Origin of the sequence: Oleiagrimonas sp. (genome assembly GCF_027858935.1) — a bacterium.
GTDB lineage: Bacteria > Pseudomonadota > Gammaproteobacteria > Xanthomonadales > Rhodanobacteraceae > Oleiagrimonas.
In genome coordinates this window covers 1-16,623 of the sequence record NZ_JAQIBU010000357.1, presented here as the reverse complement: position 1 = coordinate 16,623, position 16,623 = coordinate 1, and the positions used below count along the sequence as shown (strand labels likewise).

Genomic DNA, 16,623 nt, shown 5'->3' with positions numbered 1-16,623 from the left:
TCGGAGCCATACTGCGCCGCCGCACCGTCACGCAAAACCTCGATGTGATCAATGGCGTTCATCGGGATCGCGTTGAGGTCGACCGGCGAGGAGCCGCGTCCCAGCGAACCGTTGATGTTGACGACCGAAGTCGTGTGCATGCGCTTGCCGTTGATCAGCACCAGGGTCTCGTCCGGACTCAGACCACGCAACTGGGCCGGCTGGGTGGCGTCGGTGGCGTCGGTGACCGATGGCTGCGGAAAGTTCAGCGAAGGCAGCAGCGAGCGCAGGGCGGTAGCCAGGTTGGTGGAGCCCGTGTTTTTCAGATCCTGCGGCGACAGCACGTCGATGGGCGACATCGAATCGGCCTCGGTGCGCGGCAGGCCGCGGGTACCGGTGACCACGATGGTCTGCAGCTGAGTGGCTTTTTTCTGGTTCTTCGACTGGCCACTGGATGAGGCGTCCTGGGCTTGTGCCGCCGAGCAGACAAGTGCGCCTGTGATCAGCGTGAACAAGAGCGTTCTTGGTAGAGACATGACAGTGTTCCCCTCAAAATGAGTTGATGTGCACAGGTTTTTGGCACGCAAGGCTTATGCAACGTTGAGCACCATGGGTATTGACATCCTTTTCACATATGAAATTAGGTGGATGTGTGGGAACTGTCAACGAAATCGAGCCATGCATGGCTGAATTGGCGCCCTCCGGGGCGTTGTCGACCGTCTCGAACCCGTTGATAATCTGAATTGCGACCACATCAATGCATGAGGTTCCCTGACTGGAACCTCATTTCCCCCCTGGAGACTGGATCGACCGATGCCCATTTACGCTTTCCACTGCCAGGCCTGCGGCCATGAATTCGACCGTCTACAGAAAATGTCCGACCCGGATCCGGAGCGCTGCCCGCAATGTGCAGAACCGCAGATTCGGCGCAAGTTGACGGCTCCATCCTTCCGTCTTGCCGGAAGCGGCTGGTACGAGACTGATTTCAAGAAGGAGGGGGACAAAAAGCGTAACCTGGCCGACGCCAAAAACGGTTCTGCATCGGAAAACAAGCCGGCGGCGACCCCGTCCGAGGCCAAAACTGACACGAAAAAGGCAGCCCCGGCAGGTCCGCCGGCCTCAAGCGACTGACCGGTCTTACCAGAACGTCACGATGATTGCAGCAGTGGCTGCCAGCACTCCCGCAGCCGCCCACAACACGTCGCGGGGCACGCGTTCGAGACCCTCGTGCGCGATCACCGCGAGGTGCGCATCATCACTGGCGGGGCGGTCACGGGCATCAAGCACCCGCATCCACGCCCAGGTAAATATCGCCGTGGCAGCAAACACCACGCCAGCGATGATGGTGAAATGGATGTGCACCCAGTGCAGCGCATAGGCCACGAACAACAGGGCGCTGAAGACGTGCCCGCTGATCAGCCCACGGAGCGCCGCCGAAGGCCCCAGACGTTTTGACCACAGGCCGAACAAGAAAGTGGCCACGAGCGGCGAGGCAACGAAGGCGAACACCTGCTGCAGATAAGCCCAAAGCCCCTGGAAATGCTGGATCATCGGCGCCCACAGTGCCGCCAGCAGGGTGATGATCATGGTGATGAAGCGTCCGGCGCGCGCCAGCTGCGCCTGACTCATGTCGGGTTTGCGTGGCTGGATGAAGTCAACCGTGACCAGGGTCGCGGCCGAATTGAGTGTCGCCGAGCAGGTCGACATCAACGCCGCGATCAGGCCGGCCACGATCAAGCCCGTGAGTCCGGCTGGAATGAATTTTTCGACCATGGTCGGAAACACCTGATCGGGATCCTTCAGTCCAGGCAAAAGTACGCTGGCCATGGCGCCGGGCAGCGTCATCAGGAACAGCGGCAGCAGCTTGAGGCTGGCCGCGATGATCGATGCGCGACCGGCCGAGGAGATGTCGCGTGCACCGAGGATCCGCTGGACCACGTACTGGTTCATGGTCCAGTAGTAGAAGCCGACGATCGGCAATCCGGTGATCAGGCCCAGCCAGGGCACGCCCGGAGCGCCGATCGGCCGGATCAGCGAGAGCTTGTCGGGATGCACGGCCTTGACCACGTTGTGCCACGAGTAGCCGAACTTGCCGAAGACCGTGATCGACAGCACCGCCGAACCGACGAGCAGCACGATGGCCTGCATCACGTCGGTGTAGACCACGGCGCGCAGACCTCCGGCGGCGGTGTAGATACCGGTGAACACGGCCACGATCAGGGTGGTTTCCCACAGCGTCAGGCCGGGAATGAAGGTGGTGATGATCAGAGCGCCGGCGTACAGGCTGCCGGCGGTGTCCAGCACGATGGACAGGAACAGCGTCACCCCCGAAAGGTACTTGCGAAGGCGCGGGTCGAAGCGCCGTTCCATCAGTTCCGGCATGGTCGTCACGCGCGCGCGCATCAACACCGGCAGCACGAACAGCGCGGTGAAGATGAGTACCACGCCAGCCATCCATTCGTAGTTGGCGGCCGAGATGCCCGTGCGGTATGCAGCCCCCGGCAAACCGATCAGGGTGTCCGAAGAGACATTTGCGGCGAACAGCGAAAATCCGACCGCCAGCGGGCCCAGGGTCCGGCCGGCGAGGAACAGGTCCTCCGTGGTGGTCTTGCCGCGAGCGACGCGGGCCCCGATCAATGCCGTGATCAGGAAATAGGTGGCAATGGCAACGTAATCGAGCGTGCTCAGATGAACCATCGGGCTGGGGTCGTGATGGACCTTATTTCAGGTAAACATGCAGTGCGCAACGATGCAAATCCAGGTCCGGGAACTGCCGCGCAACCGCGTGCGTGGTAGGATTGACGGCCTTTTTCCCGTGATTTCCGCCGGTTGCGGCGGTCTGGAGTCTTCTACCCATGCGCACCCATTTTTGCGGCCTTGTCGACGAGACGCTGGTTGACCAGGACGTCACCCTCTGTGGTTGGGTCGACGGCCGCCGCGACCACGGCGGCGTGGTGTTCCTTGATCTGCGCGATCACGAGGGTATTGTCCAGGTGGTGGTGGATCCGGACACCGTCGAAGCCTTCGCCACGGCGATCGAGGTCGGCTACGAATATTGCCTCAGGGTGCGCGGCACGGTGCGTGTGCGCGTGTCGGTCAATGACCGCATGAAGACCGGGCGCGTGGAAGTGCTTGCGGCCGAGGTCGAGGTGCTCAATGCGGCGCGCGACCTGCCGTTCGCGCTGCACGAGACGCCGAACGAGGACATGCGCCTGACCTATCGCTACCTTGATCTGCGCCGTCCGCAGATGCAGCGCATGATGCGCACCCGCATCCGTCTGGTGCAGGCCCTGCGCAGGCATCTGGACGCGGACGGCTTCCAGGATATCGAGACGCCGATCCTGACCAAGGCCACGCCCGAGGGGGCGCGTGACTACCTGGTGCCCAGCCGCGTGCATGCCGGTGAGTTCTACGCGTTGCCGCAATCGCCGCAGTTGTTCAAGCAGTTGTTGATGATGGCCGGCTTCGACCGCTACTACCAGATCGCCCGCTGCTTCCGCGACGAGGACCTGCGCGCTGATCGCCAGCCCGAGTTCACCCAGCTGGACATGGAGTTTGCCTTTGTCAAGGAGGCCGACGTGCAGGGCTATGTCGAGGGCCTGGTCCGCGACGTGTTCGCCGAAGTGGTCGACGCGCGCCTGGAGAACCCGTTTCCACGCATGACCTGGCACGAGGCGATGCGCCGTTTCGGCTCGGACAAGCCGGACCTGCGCATCGACCTGGAGCTGGTCGATATCGCCGAGGCGGTGCGGCATGTGGAATTCAAGGTCTTCGCCGGGCCGGCCAATGACCCGAACGGACGTGTAGCCGCGTTGCGCGTGCCGGGGGGCGCGGAGTTGTCGCGCAAGCAGATCGACGAGTTGGCAGCGCATGCCGCCAAGCATGGCGCCAAGGGCCTGGCCTGGATGAAAGTCGATGACGCCGCGGCCGGTTCGGAAGGTGTCAGTTCGCCGGTGGCCAAGTTCCTGGACGAGGCGGCTTTGTCCGGCATCCTCGAGGCCACGCAGGCCGCCGATGGCGACCTGCTGCTGTTCGGCGCCGGTCCTTGGGGCACGGTCAGCGAATTCATGGGCGCGTTGCGCCTGAAGGTCGGCAAGGATCGTGGTCGGGTCGAGAACAGCTGGAAGCCGCTGTGGGTCACCGATTTTCCGATGTTCGAGCATGACGCCGAGGCCGGTCGTTTCGTTGCACTGCATCATCCGTTCACTGCCCCGGCGGTGGACGATCCGGCCCAGCTTGTGGCTGATCCGCACCATGCGGTCAGTCGTGGCTACGACATGGTGCTCAACGGGGCCGAGATCGGTGGTGGATCAATCCGTATCCACCGTCCCGAGATGCAAGCGACGGTGTTCGAACTGCTGGGCATCGGCAAGGATGAGGCCGAGGCCAAGTTCGGATTCCTTCTCAAGGCGCTGCGCATGGGCGCGCCTCCGCATGGTGGCATCGCCTTTGGCATCGACCGCATTGCCGCGCTGATGGCCGGCACCGAGTCGATCCGCGATGTGATCGCCTTTCCCAAGACCACCAGCGCGCAGGATCTGATGACCGATGCCCCGTCAGCGGTCGGGGATGCGCAGTTGGGCGAGTTGCATGTGAAGGTGGTGACGGAGAAGGGCTCCGATTGATGATTTTCCGTGCGCCCGAGCGCACGGCCCGGCTCCATGCTCAACCGGAAGGCAACTGAATCTGGCGGACTGCCCGTGCACTTCAGCCCATGTTGTCCCTGACCCATTAAGCTTGCCTGCATTCCCGGAGTTCCAGAACGTTCCCATGTCCGACCAACTGATCCTGCTGCACGGCCTGTGGATGCGCGGCATCGCGCTGGCCATGCTCAAGCACCGCTTCGAGCAGGCGGGCTTCGAGGTCGACACCTTCGAATACATGAGCGTGGCCGCGCCGCTGGAGCGCACGCTGGAGCGGGTGCATCAGCGCCTGCACAAGGCACCGAGCGCCGTGCATCTGGTGGGACACAGCCTGGGCGGATTGCTGGCGCTGCAGGCGTGCCGCGGCGACACCACGCTGCCGCCCGGCCGTATCGTGTGCATGGGTTCGCCGCTGAACGGCAGCGCCACCGCGCACCGCCTGGCCGAGGCTGGCGGCGCCTGGATGCTGGGACACAGCAAGGCGCTTCTGGAAAAGGGTCTGGCCCGATGGGATGGTGAACGCGAGGTGGGCGTGATCGCCGGTTCCAAGCCGGTCGGCCTGGGCGCCGCGCTGGGACATATCCATGGCGATCATGACGGCAGCGTGGCGGTGGCCGAGACGCGCCTCCCCGGGATCACCGACCACTGTGTGGTCACGGCCAGCCATAGCGGCCTGCTGTTTTCCAACGAGGCCGCCACACAGGCCACCCGATTCCTGCGCGAGGGACATTTCCAGCATGCCTCGGCCGGGCAGCACACGGCGGTCTATTGATCCGGGTGCGGCTGCATTAGAATCGGCGTTTTGACTTTCTGACGACGGAAACAGCACATGGCCGGACATTCCAAATGGGCCAATATCCAGCACCGCAAGGGCAAACAGGATGCCGCGCGTGGCAAGATCTTCACCAAGCTGGTGCGCGAAATCACGGTGGCTGCGCGCATGGGCGGCGGCGATCCGGATGCCAACCCGCGCTTGCGCCTGGCGGTGGACAAGGCGATGTCGGTATCCATGCCCAAGGAGAACATCGACCGCGCCATCAAGAAGGCGACCGGCGAACTGGAAGGCGTGGAGTACGAAGAAGTCCGCTACGAGGGCTATGCGCCGCATGGTGTCGCGGTACTGGTCGAATGCATGACCGACAACCGCAACCGCACCGTGGCCGAGGTGCGCCACGCATTCTCCAAGTTCGGCGGCAACCTGGGTACCGAGGGTTCGGTGGCCTACATGTTCAATCGGCTGGGCGTGCTCTCGTTCGCGCCAGGCGCCGATGAAGACCGCATCACCGAGATTGCCATCGAAGCCGGCGCCGAGGACGTGGTGGCCTACGACGACGGCGCACTGGAAGTGCTGACCGATGCGGACGGTTTCCAGGGTGTGAAGGACGCCATGCTCGCGGCCGGTCTGGAGCCGGACGACGCCGAGATCACCCAGCGCGCCGACATCGAAGTGGCACTGGAAGGCGAGGATGCACAGACCGTGGCCCGGCTGCTTGATGTGCTCGAGGACCTCGATGACAGCCAGAGTGTGTATTCCAACGCCGACCTTCCGGCAGAAGCGTATGCATGACCGCGCTGCGCCATGCCCGGGCGTTGCGCAAGCGTGTTGCAAAGAGCCGGGGTTGGCCCATATGACGAGCTGTTCGGTCGCTGTCGCGGGAAAGGCGCGATAATCGTTTCCGTGACCACTCCCGACTCACCTCAAGAGGCTGCCGCGTCGCCTGCGGCGCGCATTCTCGGCATCGATCCGGGCAGCCAGCGTACCGGCGTGGGCATCATCGACGTCGATGCCCGCGGACGAAGCGTGCATGTGCATCACGAAACCCTTGTGGTGCTTGGCGATGGCGGGTTTCCCCTGCGGCTCAAACGCATCTATGACGGCCTGTGTGCGATCATCGCCGAACATGGGCCCACAGAAATGGCCATTGAACGGGTATTCATGGCCCGCAACCCCGACTCTGCGCTCAAGCTGGGTCAGGCACGCGGGGCGGCCATCTGTGCCGCAGTCAGCCAGGGGATCGAGGTGCACGAATACGCAGCCACGGAAGTGAAACAGTCGGTGGTCGGAGGCGGCCGCGCCGACAAGGCCCAGGTGCAGCACATGGTCGGCGTATTGCTGGGTCTGAAAGGTCCACTGCAGGCCGACGCCGGCGATGCGCTTGCGATCGCCCTGACCCATGCCCACACCCGCGCCAGCCTTGGCCGTGTGGGAATCCCGCGTAACGCCTGGAGGCGTCGGCGATGATCGGTCGGCTCAAGGGCACCCTGGTTTCCAAGCAGCCGCCCTGGCTGCTGGTCGATGTCGCTGGCGTCGGTTATGACGTCGAAGCGCCGATGTCGACCATCTATGACCTGCCAGCCACCGGCAAGGATGTCACCCTGCTGACCCATCATGCGGTCAAGGACGATGGGGTGTCGCTGTACGGTTTCCTCACTGAGTCCGAGCGCAGCCTGTTTCGCAACCTTCTGAAGGTCAGCGGCATCGGCGCGAAAATCGCTCTGGCGGTTCTCTCGGGTGTATCGGTCGACGCATTCGCGCGCCAGGTACAGGCGGGCGACGTGGCCGCACTGACCCGCATTCCCGGCATCGGAAAAAAGACCGCCGAGCGCATGGTGGTGGAACTGCGTGACCGCGTGGATGGCCTGGCCTCGGCGCTTCCCGGGCGTTCGGCGGATGGCTCCCAGGGGCCTCGCGATGCCCAGTCCGAGGCCGTCGTGGCGCTGCAGCAACTGGGCTACAAGCCTGCCGAGGCGAGCCGGCTGGCCGGCAAGGCCGCCGCCGAGGGCGACAACGCCGAAACCATTATCCGCAAGGCATTGCGTGCCGCACTGGGCGGCTGAGCGACAGGATCGAGATGAGCGAAAAGATGCACAACGAATCATCACAAGGCGGCGAGCAGCTGCATGGCAGCATGCCAGCCCTGGTGCTCGGCGCCATTGGCGTGGTGTTCGGGGACATCGGCACCAGTCCGCTGTACACCATGCAGGAAGTGTTTCTTCCCGAGTATGGCCTCAAGCCGATGCACAGTACCGTGCTCGGCGTGTTGTCGCTGATCACGTGGAGCCTGATCACCGTGGTGGCGGTCAAGTACGTGAGCCTGGTGATGCGTGCCGACAACCGTGGCGAGGGCGGCATCATGGCCCTGATGACCATGGCCCAGCGCGCGGTCGGCGGATCCACGCGCATGCGCCGGCTGGTCATGTTGATGGCGCTGCTGGGCGCGGCGCTGTTCTTTGGCGACGGCGTGATCACGCCGTCGATCTCGGTGTTGTCGGCGGTCGAGGGCCTGGAGGTCGTGGCGCCGCACCTGCAGCACTGGGTGGTGCCGCTGGCAGTCGTGGTGCTGCTGGGGCTGTTCTGGCTGCAGCGGCACGGCACGGCCAAGGTCGGCGCCCTGTTCGGGCCGATCTGCGTGCTGTGGTTCCTGGCGCTGGCGGTGATCGGTGTATGGAACATTATCCAGGCACCTGAAGTGCTGGCAGCGTTGAACCCCATTTACGCGATCGACTTTTTCAAGGTCCACGGCGTGATTGCCTTCATCGCGCTGGGCGCAGTGGTGCTGTGCGTGACCGGTGCCGAAGCCCTGTATACCGACATGGGCCATTTCGGCCGTTCCCCGATTCGCACCGCCTGGTTCGGCTTCGTCATGCCGGCCCTGCTGCTCAACTACTACGGCCAGGGTGGTCTGCTGCTGAACCACCCCGAGGCCATCGGCAATCCGTTCTATCACGCGGTGCCGGACTGGGCGCGCTACCCCATGATCGGTCTGGCCACGGCGGCGGCCGTGATTGCCTCGCAGGCTGTGATTTCGGGTGCATTCTCCGTCACCCGTCAGGCCATTCAGCTCGGTTTCGTGCCGCGCATGCAGGTGGTACACACTTCGCGTGAGGCCATCGGCCACATCTTCCTGCCCTTCGTCAATCGCATGTTGATGGTGGCGGTGATCCTGACCGTGGTGTTCTTCGGCTCGTCCAAGGCGCTGGGCGGTGCATATGGCATTGCCGTGACCGGCACCATGGCTATCGACACGCTGCTGGTGATGACCGTGGCCAAAAGGCTGTGGAACTGGAATTGGCTGGTGGTGATTCCCGTCGGCCTGATCCTGCTGACCGTGGACTTGTCCTTCTTCGGTGCCAACACGCTGAAGATTCCCGACGGTGGCTGGTTCCCCTTGGCGATGGGCATGTGCCTGTTCGCGGTCATGACCACCTGGCGCCGCGGCCGCGAGCTGGTGGTACGCGAGATCAAGCAGGGCGGGCTGGCGCTGGAGCCGTTCATCGAGAATATTGCCGAACATCCACCTACGCGCGTGCCCGGCACGGCCATCTTTCTCACCGCCAACCAGAACTCGGTGCCGCATGCGCTTTTGCACAATCTCAAGCACAACAAGGTGCTGCACGAGCGCAATGTACTGTTGACGGCGGAAACCCTGGAAACACCGGTGGCCGACGCCGAGGAACGGATCGAGATTGATACGCTGGAAGGCGAGTTCTATCGCATCACCCTGCGATTCGGCTTTGCCGAGGATCCCAACATCCCGCTGGCGCTGGCTCAATGTGGCCGCCGTGGCGTGCACTTCGACATGATGGACACCACGTTCTTCCTCTCGCGTGAGACCATCGTCGCCGATTCCCGTCGTCCGGGCATGGCGCTGTGGCGCGACAAGATCTTCGCATTCCTGTCACGCAATGCGCTGCCGGCCACGGCTTTCTTCCAGATCCCGGGCAACCGTCTGATCGAGCTGGGTGCGCAGGTGGAGATCTGATCCTCGGCAAGCGCCCGATGCGACATTCCCGAAACGGCACCCCGGGCGTCATAATGGCTGCATGACCGATTCCCGTTTGATCGCCAACGACCTCACTCCCGAGGACGCCGCCATCGAGGCCTCGATCCGCCCGCAGCGGTTGGACGAGTACCTTGGGCAGGCCACGGTCCGTGAACAACTGGGGATCTACATCGAGGCGGCCCGCCGGCGTTCGGAGGCGCTCGACCACGTGCTGATCTTCGGTCCGCCCGGCTTGGGCAAGACCACGCTTTCACACGTGATCGCCAATGAGTTGGGCGTCAACCTGCGCTCGACGTCCGGCCCGGTGCTGGAACGTGCCGGCGATCTGGCCGCGTTGCTGACCAATCTGGATCGGGGCGATGTGCTGTTCGTGGACGAGATCCATCGTCTCTCCCCGGTGGTCGAGGAAGTGCTGTATCCGGCGATGGAGGATTTCCAGATCGACATCATGATCGGCGAGGGCCCGGCCGCGCGCTCGATCAAGCTCGACCTGCCGCCGTTCACATTGATCGGTGCCACCACTCGCGCAGGCCTCCTGACCGGACCACTGCGCGACCGCTTCGGCATTATCCAGCGGCTGGAGTTCTACAGTTTCGACGAGTTGCAGGCCATCGTGCGTCGTTCCGCGCGGATTCTGAGGATCGACTGCGACGTCGAAGGTGCGCGAGAGATCGCCCGCCGTTCGCGCGGGACCCCGCGTATCGCCAACCGTCTGTTGCGCCGGGTACGTGATTTTGCCGAAGTGCGTGGCAACGGCAAGATCACCCGCGATGCGGCCAATGCGGCGATGGACATGCTTCGGGTTGATCCTGAGGGATTCGACGATCTGGATCGTCGTCTGATGCGCACGATCGTGGAAAACTTCGATGGCGGTCCCGTCGGCGTGGAATCGTTGGCTGCCGCGCTTAGTGAAGATCGCGGCACGCTCGAGGATGTCGTCGAGCCCTACCTCATCCAGCAGGGCTACCTGGTGCGTACTGCGCGCGGCCGCATGGCCAGCGCACGCACCTGGAAACATCTGGGCCTGAATCCTCCGCCCGGGCAGGCGAGGGCGGCGGACCTTTTCCAGACACCGGACGCTGATGCAGGTTCGGATGCATCCTGACGGTTGCATCCGAACCGACTTTTGGATGCGTTTTGCAGGTGTGTCCAGGCAAGGGGTTTGCGCGTCTCGCAGCCAGCACCCTTGGCGCCCTCGCCGAAAGGCTCGACGCACCATTGCCGAGGCCTTGCCTGATTCGGTTGCATCCTCAGATGCAGCATGGACTGCAGCAGATCGCGGACTCCGCCGCGACCATGCGCAAGGGACAAAGGGACTTTCCTGCATGCCTGTATCGACCACTTGCCGGGTGACCAGCCTGGTCCGCTCATGCCCTCAATCACCACGCTGGGCACCATCCGCAGCCTGAATGGTGGAGCAGGAGCGTATCGAACTCTGTAACGCAGGTCGGGTAGGATGGCCCGGTCCTTCACCACTGCAACGCATGCGCATGACGGAAACCACAGGTCCCGCGATTTCATTCAGCTGGCCGATAAGGGTGTACTGGGAAGATACCGATGCGGGAGGCGTGGTCTATCACGCCGGATACCTGCGTTTTTTGGAGCGCGCGCGCAGCGAATGGCTTCGGGCTTGCGGAATCGATCAGCAACGGTTGCGCGACGACACCGGAATCGGCTTCGTGGTGCGTGACATGCATATTGGTTTTGTTGCGCCTGCCCGTCTTGACGATGAACTGGATGTTCATGTCGCGGTCGAACAGTTGCGCGCCGCGAGCATGAAGTTTGCGCAGTCGATCCATCGCCGGGATGGCACTTTGCTGATTCAGGCAAGCGTGCGAGTCGCCTGCGTGGACCTGGCGAACATGCGACCGTGCAAGATACCCGACGATCTACTGGCAAGGATTTCCTGACCGATGAATGGCAATCTCAATATCCTCGACCTGGTGCTGCACGCCAGCCTGCCGGTGAAGCTGGTGCTCATCGTGCTGCTGGCGTTCTCCTTCTTTTCCTGGGTCATCATCGTGCGCAAGTACACGCTGCTGAAGGATGCGATCAGCGCTGCCGATGCGTTCGAGGAGCGTTTCTGGTCCGGGGTCGACCTTGCAGCGCTGTATCGTGAGGTGGGCGTTCAGGACGAGGCCGGCCGGGGTGTGGTCAACGTGTTCGGTTCCGGTTTCCGTGAATTCGCGCGTCAGCGTCAGCGCACGGGTCGTGATTCGCGCACGGTACTGGAAGCGTCAGAGCGCGCCATGCGCGTAGCTGGCACACGTGAGGTCGAGCGCCTGGAGCAGAACCTGGAGTTCCTCGCCAACGTCGGGTCGATCAGTCCCTATGTCGGCCTGTTCGGTACGGTCTGGGGCATCATGGTGGCCTTCCAGGGGCTGGCCAACATCAAGGAAGCGACCATTGCCATGGTTGCTCCGGGCATTTCCGAGGCGCTGGTCGCTACCGCCATGGGCCTGTTTGCCGCCATCCCCGCGGTCTGGGCCTACAACCGATACGCCAACAAGGTCGATCGCATCGCCACGCGCTACGAGACCTTCCAGGAAGAGTTCTCCTCGATCCTGCAGCGCCAGATCCAATCCGACGAGAACTCCTGACCGCCATGCGTGCCTCGATGCGACGACACAAGCGCCACAAGCTCAAGGCCGAGATCAACGTCGTGCCTTACATCGACGTGATGCTGGTACTGCTGATCATCTTCATGGTGACTGCCCCGCTGCTGCATCTGGGCGTGGACATCAAGCTGCCGCAGGCGGCCGCGAAGTCCCTGCAGAAGGACAAGCAGCCGGTGCTGGTGAGTTTGGACAAGGATGGCAACCTGTATCTGACCCTCGGCGCAGCCAAGCGCGAACCGGTCGATGCGAAGACGCTGGTAGCCAAGGTCGGCGCCTTCGTGCGCAACAATCCCGGCGTATCGGTCCTGTTTGGCGGAGACGAGCGAGTGAACTACGGCCGCATCATGCAGGCCATGGTGCTGCTGCAGCAGGCGGGCGTGCCCAACGTCGGGCTGATGACCCAGCCGACCGCCGTGCCGGATGCCAAGTATGGACGCCGTTGAGCGCCAGGCCACCTCCCGTGGTGTGCTGTTTGCCGCCCTGTTGCACCTTGGGCTGGTCGCTTTCCTGCTGCTGGCTACCCTTTCATGCAACACGTTCGAGGCCGCCATCAATGCACTGGGCCTGCCCAGAAGCTGGAACCCGGTGACCTGCAACAAGCCGACGCTTCTTGCGGGTCCCGTGATCGAAGCCACACTGGTGGGGCCGAGCGGGGCGCCGTCGCGAGCATCCAGAGCCCGGTTTCCGAAACCCAGTGCGCCACCCCCGCCATCCCCGAAGCAGGACCAACCCAAGCCGGTGCCGATCAAGACCCTGCCGCCTCCGCCGAAGCATCCCGATACCCGTGACCAGCAGAAAGTGGTGGCCCTATCCACACAGAAATCCAAGCAGGCGCTGCGCGAGCAAAAGGCGCGGGAACGCCAGCGCATGTCCGAGCTGGACGCACAGCAGAATCCGGAGATCGACAATTTCTTCAAGCAGATGGACCGTCTCAGGCAGCAGAGCCTCAAGGCCGATGAGCAAGCCCGTCTCCAGTCGAAGAAACTGGCGCAGCTCGATGACCAGAAGCATCCCAAGGCCGATGCGCCGACCACTGCACCTTCAGCGGAAAAGGCACGCACGGGCCAGGCCGGCACCGACCAGGGACTCCTGGCGCAGTACCGGGCCGCGATCATGAATGCTGTCACACAGGCGTGGTTGCGACCCGATAACATTGCCGAAGGCACGAGTTGCGATATTCGTATCGTGCAGATCAGGGGCGGGCAGGTGATCAGCGCCCATGTCGAGCCCGACTGTCCGTTTGATGCCGCGGCACGAAAATCTGTGGAAAATGCGGTCATGCGGGCTGCGCCATTGCCCTATCGTGGCTTCGAGTCCGTATTCAATCGCTCTATCACGCTTCACTTCATGGTCAAAAACTGATGCGTACATTCAGATCCATGCTCGCCCTCTGGTTTGCCCTTGTGGCCACGGTCGCCCTTGTTCCGGGCCCGGCACATGCCCAGTCCAAAGGACTGGACATCAATATCGTCAATGGCACCAAGTCGGCCATACCGATCACGGTGGTGCCTTTTTCAAACGAGACCATCGGTCCGCCGCCGACCACCAAGGTCAGCAGTGTGATCGACAACGATCTGGCGCGTTCCGGCAAGTTCCGTACGCTTGATCGGGGCGATGTGGTTGAATTCCCCTCGCGCGGAAGTGAGATCAAGTTCAACACCTGGAGCTTGCTCAAGCAGGACTACATCGTTGTGGGCCACGTCTCCAACGGCGCCAAAGGTGCGTTCACGATCAACTACGAGTTGTGGAACGTGAATACCCAGAAAAACATGCTCAAGGGGAGCATGTCCGGTCAGGCCGACGACCTGCGCGGGGTGGCGCACCAGATCGCGGATGCCATCTACAAGGAGATCACCGGCATACCCGGCGCTTTCTATACCCGCATCGCCTATATCACGGCGGTGGGCACGGGCAAGAACATGCAGTATTCGTTGATTGTGGCAGACTCGGACGGTTATAACCCGCAGGTGGTGGTCCGGTCCCACGAGGCGCTGCTGTCCCCGGCCTGGTCGCCGGATGGCAAGGAGCTGGCCTATGTTTCGTTTGAAAGCGGTAACTCGGCCATCTACATCCAGAATCTGGCCACGGGTGCCCGGCGGCTGATCTCTGGGCGCAAGGGGATCAATGGCGCTCCGGCCTTTTCCCCGGACGGGACCAAACTGGCCGTTTCGTTGTCGTTCATCGGCAACCCCGAAATCTATGTGATCGACCTGGCAACGGGCAAGGAAACCCGGCTGACCCACAACTACGGAATCGACACCGAGCCAGTTTGGGTGCCGGGTACGAACAAGATCATCTTCACATCGGATCGGTCAGGTAACCCCCAGCTGTACGAGATCAGCGCATCGGGGGGAACGCCCACGCGTATCACGTTCCAGGGCAGTTACAATGCAGCCGCTGCGGTTGACTATGACGGTAAGCAGATCGCAATGGTGCAAGGCAAGGGGAACGTGTATCGTATTGCGATAATGGACCGTAGCCTCGGCGGCCTGGAGCATTTTGTGTCTCCTGGAGATTTTGACGATTCGCCGAGTTTCGCTCCCAATGGAAGCATGTTGTTGTACGCCGCCACCGATGGATTGCGTGGCGTCTTGTATGCGGTATCAGCGGACGGGAAGGTCCGGCAACGGCTCGTCTTATCCAACGGTGATGTGCGCGAACCAGCCTGGGGTCCGTACCGAAAACCGTGACCCTGCCAAAAAGCTGTACCACTGGCCTGTAATACAAAAGATCCCGGAAACTCAAGAGTAGAAGGAAATTGCCATGAACAAGAGCGTCCGCATTACCCTCGTCACGCTGCTGTGTGTAGCAGGCATGGCGGCTTGCACCAAAAAGGAAGTGAAGCCGGCGCCGCCGCCTCCACCTCCGCCACCGAAGGCCCAACCGGCGCCGCCGCCGCAGCCGACCGGCTTCATGCCGGCCGATCTGGACACCAATTCCTGCCTGCGGCAGCGGACGGTCTACTTTGATTTCGACAAGAGCGAAATCAAGCCCCAGTACGAGCAGATCATGCAGTGCCATGCCAAGTACCTGCAGGATCGTCCGGATGCACGCGTGCGCCTGACCGGAAACACCGACGAGCGGGGCACCCGCGAGTACAATCTCGGCTTGGGCGAGCGTCGCGGCAATGCCGTTGCCGCAGCGCTTGAGGCGGACGGTGCTTCGGCCGACCAGATCACCGTGGTCAGCTACGGTGAAGAGCGTCCGGTGTGCCGTGAGCACACCGAGGCGTGCTGGGCCAAGAACCGCCGTGTCGAGATTGAATACACGGTCAAGTAATGACACCAGCATCGACACGTAAGATGACTGTCGGTTACAGCATGGCGGCTGCTTGTGCAGCCGCCATGCTGTTGTTGATGGTGACCAGCCAGCCGGCGCACGCCCAGCGGCTCAGTCTTGCCGAGCGCGTGGCTCGCCTGGAGCAGGCGCAGCAGAGCCAGCAAGCCAGCAACAAGGACCAGCAAGGCTCGATACTGGTCAACCAGGTGCAGGCACTCCAGTCTCAGGTCCAGCAGTTGCAGGGCCAGATCGAGGTGCTGCAGCACCAGATGAAACTGCTCAAGCAGAGCAACAAGGATCAATACGTCGACCTCGACTCGCGACTGCGCAAGCTCGAGAGCTCCAGCACTCCCGCGCAGGCCTCCAGTGGTCCGGAAGCGGCGGCCTCGACCGGTACGGGTACATCTGCCGCGATGACGGCTTCTGCATCCACTACGCAAGCCCCGGCGTCCCCATCCAGCAGTGCAGAGCCCGCGGCCTCGGCTGACCCGCAAGCGATTCAGCAGGAATACAACGCCGCCTTCACGGCCCTGCGCAACGGAAAGTTCTTGCAATCCTCGCGGCAGTTCCAGACCTTCATCGAGGCGCACCCGAACAGCACGCTGGCGCCCAATGCCTTCTACTGGCTGGGCGAGTCCTATTACACCGTGCAGAACTTCGACGTCGCACTGAAGACGTTCCAGAAACTGTTGCAGTTGTATCCGGACAGCGAAAAGGCCCCCGGCGCCTTGCTCAAGTCAGGCTATTGCCAGGATGCCCTGCACCAGGATGATGCCGCAGTGAAGACGCTGAACAAGGTGGTCTCCAGGTATCCCGGTAGTTCCGTGGCGAATCTCGCGCAGCAGCGCCTGCAGGACATTCAGTTGCGCCAGGCGAACTGAGTCCGATGGTCATTCAGGTTACCGATGGGTCGGCCTCGACGCCGATAGCCGATCCGCCGCTGCGAATTCGCGTGTGTGAAATTTTCCATTCCATCCAGGGTGAGGCCGATGCCGTCGGCTGGCCGACCGTGTTCGTGCGTCTCACCGGCTGTCCTCTGCGCTGTGTCTGGTGTGATACCGAGTATTCGTTCCAGGGCGGACAGTGGCAGGCGATCGAAGCCATCGTAGACGAGGTCGGTGGCTACCGTACGCGCCATGTGTGCGTGACTGGAGGCGAGCCGCTGGCACAGAAGCGCTGTCTGGTGCTGCTGCGCAAACTGTGTGACGCCGGCCACGAGGTCTCACTGGAGACGTCCGGCGCACTCGACGTGGCCGAAGTCGACCCGCGGGTACGCAAGGTCATGGACCTCAAGGCGCCGGGGTCGGGTGAATCGGAGCG

At 62.8% G+C, this 16,623-nt stretch carries 18 protein-coding genes; 16 read left to right on the top strand and 2 right to left on the bottom strand.

From position 1 onward, the window contains the following. The coding region (locus PF446_RS13570) for a TonB-dependent receptor plug domain-containing protein (RefSeq protein WP_298072494.1) at nucleotides 1-515 on the bottom strand (515 nt) is incomplete at its 3' end. 277 nt (nucleotides 516-792) lie between these two features. Between PF446_RS13570 and PF446_RS13565 the strand changes: the two genes are divergently transcribed. Then, the gene (locus PF446_RS13565) at nucleotides 793-1,110 is read left to right on the top strand and encodes a zinc ribbon domain-containing protein (RefSeq protein ID WP_298072492.1); all 318 of its coding nucleotides are present in this window, start codon (nucleotides 793-795) and stop codon (nucleotides 1,108-1,110) included. Between the two features lie 6 nt (nucleotides 1,111-1,116). Here the strand turns inward: PF446_RS13565 and PF446_RS13560 are convergent, their stop codons facing one another. Further along, nucleotides 1,117-2,676: a sodium/solute symporter gene (locus PF446_RS13560; RefSeq protein ID WP_298072490.1), complete on the bottom strand. Its 1,560-nt coding sequence runs from the start codon at nucleotides 2,674-2,676 to the stop codon at nucleotides 1,117-1,119. Nucleotides 2,677-2,834: 158 nt separating this feature from the next. On the opposite strand from PF446_RS13560, the gene aspS reads away from it, so the two are divergent. From aspS to PF446_RS13485, 15 genes are all read left to right on the top strand, one after another. Beyond that, nucleotides 2,835-4,604, top strand: coding sequence for an aspartate--tRNA ligase (aspS, locus tag PF446_RS13555; RefSeq protein WP_298072488.1), 1,770 nt, complete (start codon nucleotides 2,835-2,837; stop codon nucleotides 4,602-4,604). Between the two features lie 145 nt (nucleotides 4,605-4,749). Continuing rightward, nucleotides 4,750-5,394, top strand: coding sequence for an alpha/beta fold hydrolase (locus PF446_RS13550; protein ID WP_298072486.1), 645 nt, complete (start codon nucleotides 4,750-4,752; stop codon nucleotides 5,392-5,394). 57 nt (nucleotides 5,395-5,451) lie between these two features. After that, nucleotides 5,452-6,189: a YebC/PmpR family DNA-binding transcriptional regulator gene (locus tag PF446_RS13545; RefSeq protein WP_298072483.1), complete on the top strand. Its 738-nt coding sequence runs from the start codon at nucleotides 5,452-5,454 to the stop codon at nucleotides 6,187-6,189. Between the two features lie 111 nt (nucleotides 6,190-6,300). Beyond that, nucleotides 6,301-6,864 carry a crossover junction endodeoxyribonuclease RuvC gene (gene ruvC, locus PF446_RS13540; protein WP_298072481.1) on the top strand — a complete coding sequence of 188 codons (564 nt, stop codon included), beginning with the start codon at nucleotides 6,301-6,303 and terminating at the stop codon, nucleotides 6,862-6,864. After that, on the top strand, nucleotides 6,861-7,460 hold the full coding sequence (gene ruvA, locus PF446_RS13535; RefSeq protein ID WP_298072479.1) for a Holliday junction branch migration protein RuvA: 600 nt from the start codon (nucleotides 6,861-6,863) through the stop codon (nucleotides 7,458-7,460). Before ruvC ends, ruvA begins: the two co-directional genes overlap by 4 nt. A gap of 26 nt (nucleotides 7,461-7,486) precedes the next feature. Further along, a complete protein-coding gene (locus tag PF446_RS13530) occupies nucleotides 7,487-9,385 on the top strand; it encodes a potassium transporter Kup (RefSeq protein WP_298072498.1) in 1,899 nt (632 codons plus the stop codon). Nucleotides 9,386-9,446: 61 nt separating this feature from the next. Next, nucleotides 9,447-10,511 (top strand): Holliday junction branch migration DNA helicase RuvB, encoded by a 1,065-nt coding sequence (gene ruvB / locus PF446_RS13525; protein WP_298072477.1) that lies wholly within the window; start codon nucleotides 9,447-9,449, stop codon nucleotides 10,509-10,511. 385 nt (nucleotides 10,512-10,896) lie between these two features. Next, nucleotides 10,897-11,316, top strand: coding sequence for a tol-pal system-associated acyl-CoA thioesterase (gene ybgC, locus PF446_RS13520; protein WP_298072496.1), 420 nt, complete (start codon nucleotides 10,897-10,899; stop codon nucleotides 11,314-11,316). A gap of 3 nt (nucleotides 11,317-11,319) precedes the next feature. Continuing rightward, nucleotides 11,320-12,006, top strand: a complete 687-nt coding sequence (tolQ, locus tag PF446_RS13515) for a protein TolQ (protein WP_298072475.1) — start codon at nucleotides 11,320-11,322, stop codon at nucleotides 12,004-12,006. 5 nt (nucleotides 12,007-12,011) lie between these two features. Beyond that, nucleotides 12,012-12,467, top strand: coding sequence for a protein TolR (gene tolR, locus PF446_RS13510; RefSeq protein WP_298072473.1), 456 nt, complete (start codon nucleotides 12,012-12,014; stop codon nucleotides 12,465-12,467). Then, a complete protein-coding gene (locus PF446_RS13505; protein WP_298072470.1) occupies nucleotides 12,454-13,386 on the top strand; it encodes a protein TolA in 933 nt (310 codons plus the stop codon). The genes tolR and PF446_RS13505 overlap by 14 nt, the downstream gene beginning before the upstream one ends. Further along, complete coding sequence (gene tolB / locus PF446_RS13500) at nucleotides 13,386-14,714, top strand: Tol-Pal system beta propeller repeat protein TolB (RefSeq protein ID WP_298072468.1); 1,329 nt, start codon at nucleotides 13,386-13,388, stop codon at nucleotides 14,712-14,714. Before PF446_RS13505 ends, tolB begins: the two co-directional genes overlap by 1 nt. Before the next feature lie 73 nt (nucleotides 14,715-14,787). After that, complete coding sequence (gene pal / locus PF446_RS13495; RefSeq protein ID WP_298072466.1) at nucleotides 14,788-15,303, top strand: peptidoglycan-associated lipoprotein Pal; 516 nt, start codon at nucleotides 14,788-14,790, stop codon at nucleotides 15,301-15,303. Between the two features lie 23 nt (nucleotides 15,304-15,326). Beyond that, entirely contained in the window at nucleotides 15,327-16,184 is an 858-nt protein-coding gene (gene ybgF / locus PF446_RS13490; protein ID WP_298072464.1) for a tol-pal system protein YbgF, read from the top strand. A 5-nt stretch (nucleotides 16,185-16,189) separates the two neighbouring features. Beyond that, nucleotides 16,190-16,623 (top strand): radical SAM protein (locus PF446_RS13485; RefSeq protein ID WP_298072462.1); only part of this gene is annotated, 434 nt, incomplete at its 3' end.

Coding starts and splice junctions, on each gene's coding strand:
- PF446_RS13565 (WP_298072492.1), top strand. CDS start 793: ATGCCCATTTACGCTTTCCACTGCCAGGCCTGCGGCCATGAATTCGAC.
- PF446_RS13560 (WP_298072490.1), bottom strand. CDS start 2,676: ATGGTTCATCTGAGCACGCTCGATTACGTTGCCATTGCCACCTATTTC.
- aspS (WP_298072488.1), top strand. CDS start 2,835: ATGCGCACCCATTTTTGCGGCCTTGTCGACGAGACGCTGGTTGACCAG.
- PF446_RS13550 (WP_298072486.1), top strand. CDS start 4,750: ATGTCCGACCAACTGATCCTGCTGCACGGCCTGTGGATGCGCGGCATC.
- PF446_RS13545 (WP_298072483.1), top strand. CDS start 5,452: ATGGCCGGACATTCCAAATGGGCCAATATCCAGCACCGCAAGGGCAAA.
- ruvA (WP_298072479.1), top strand. CDS start 6,861: ATGATCGGTCGGCTCAAGGGCACCCTGGTTTCCAAGCAGCCGCCCTGG.
- PF446_RS13530 (WP_298072498.1), top strand. CDS start 7,487: ATGCACAACGAATCATCACAAGGCGGCGAGCAGCTGCATGGCAGCATG.
- ruvB (WP_298072477.1), top strand. CDS start 9,447: ATGACCGATTCCCGTTTGATCGCCAACGACCTCACTCCCGAGGACGCC.
- ybgC (WP_298072496.1), top strand. CDS start 10,897: ATGACGGAAACCACAGGTCCCGCGATTTCATTCAGCTGGCCGATAAGG.
- tolQ (WP_298072475.1), top strand. CDS start 11,320: ATGAATGGCAATCTCAATATCCTCGACCTGGTGCTGCACGCCAGCCTG.
- tolR (WP_298072473.1), top strand. CDS start 12,012: ATGCGTGCCTCGATGCGACGACACAAGCGCCACAAGCTCAAGGCCGAG.
- PF446_RS13505 (WP_298072470.1), top strand. CDS start 12,454: ATGGACGCCGTTGAGCGCCAGGCCACCTCCCGTGGTGTGCTGTTTGCC.
- tolB (WP_298072468.1), top strand. CDS start 13,386: ATGCGTACATTCAGATCCATGCTCGCCCTCTGGTTTGCCCTTGTGGCC.
- pal (WP_298072466.1), top strand. CDS start 14,788: ATGAACAAGAGCGTCCGCATTACCCTCGTCACGCTGCTGTGTGTAGCA.
- ybgF (WP_298072464.1), top strand. CDS start 15,327: ATGACTGTCGGTTACAGCATGGCGGCTGCTTGTGCAGCCGCCATGCTG.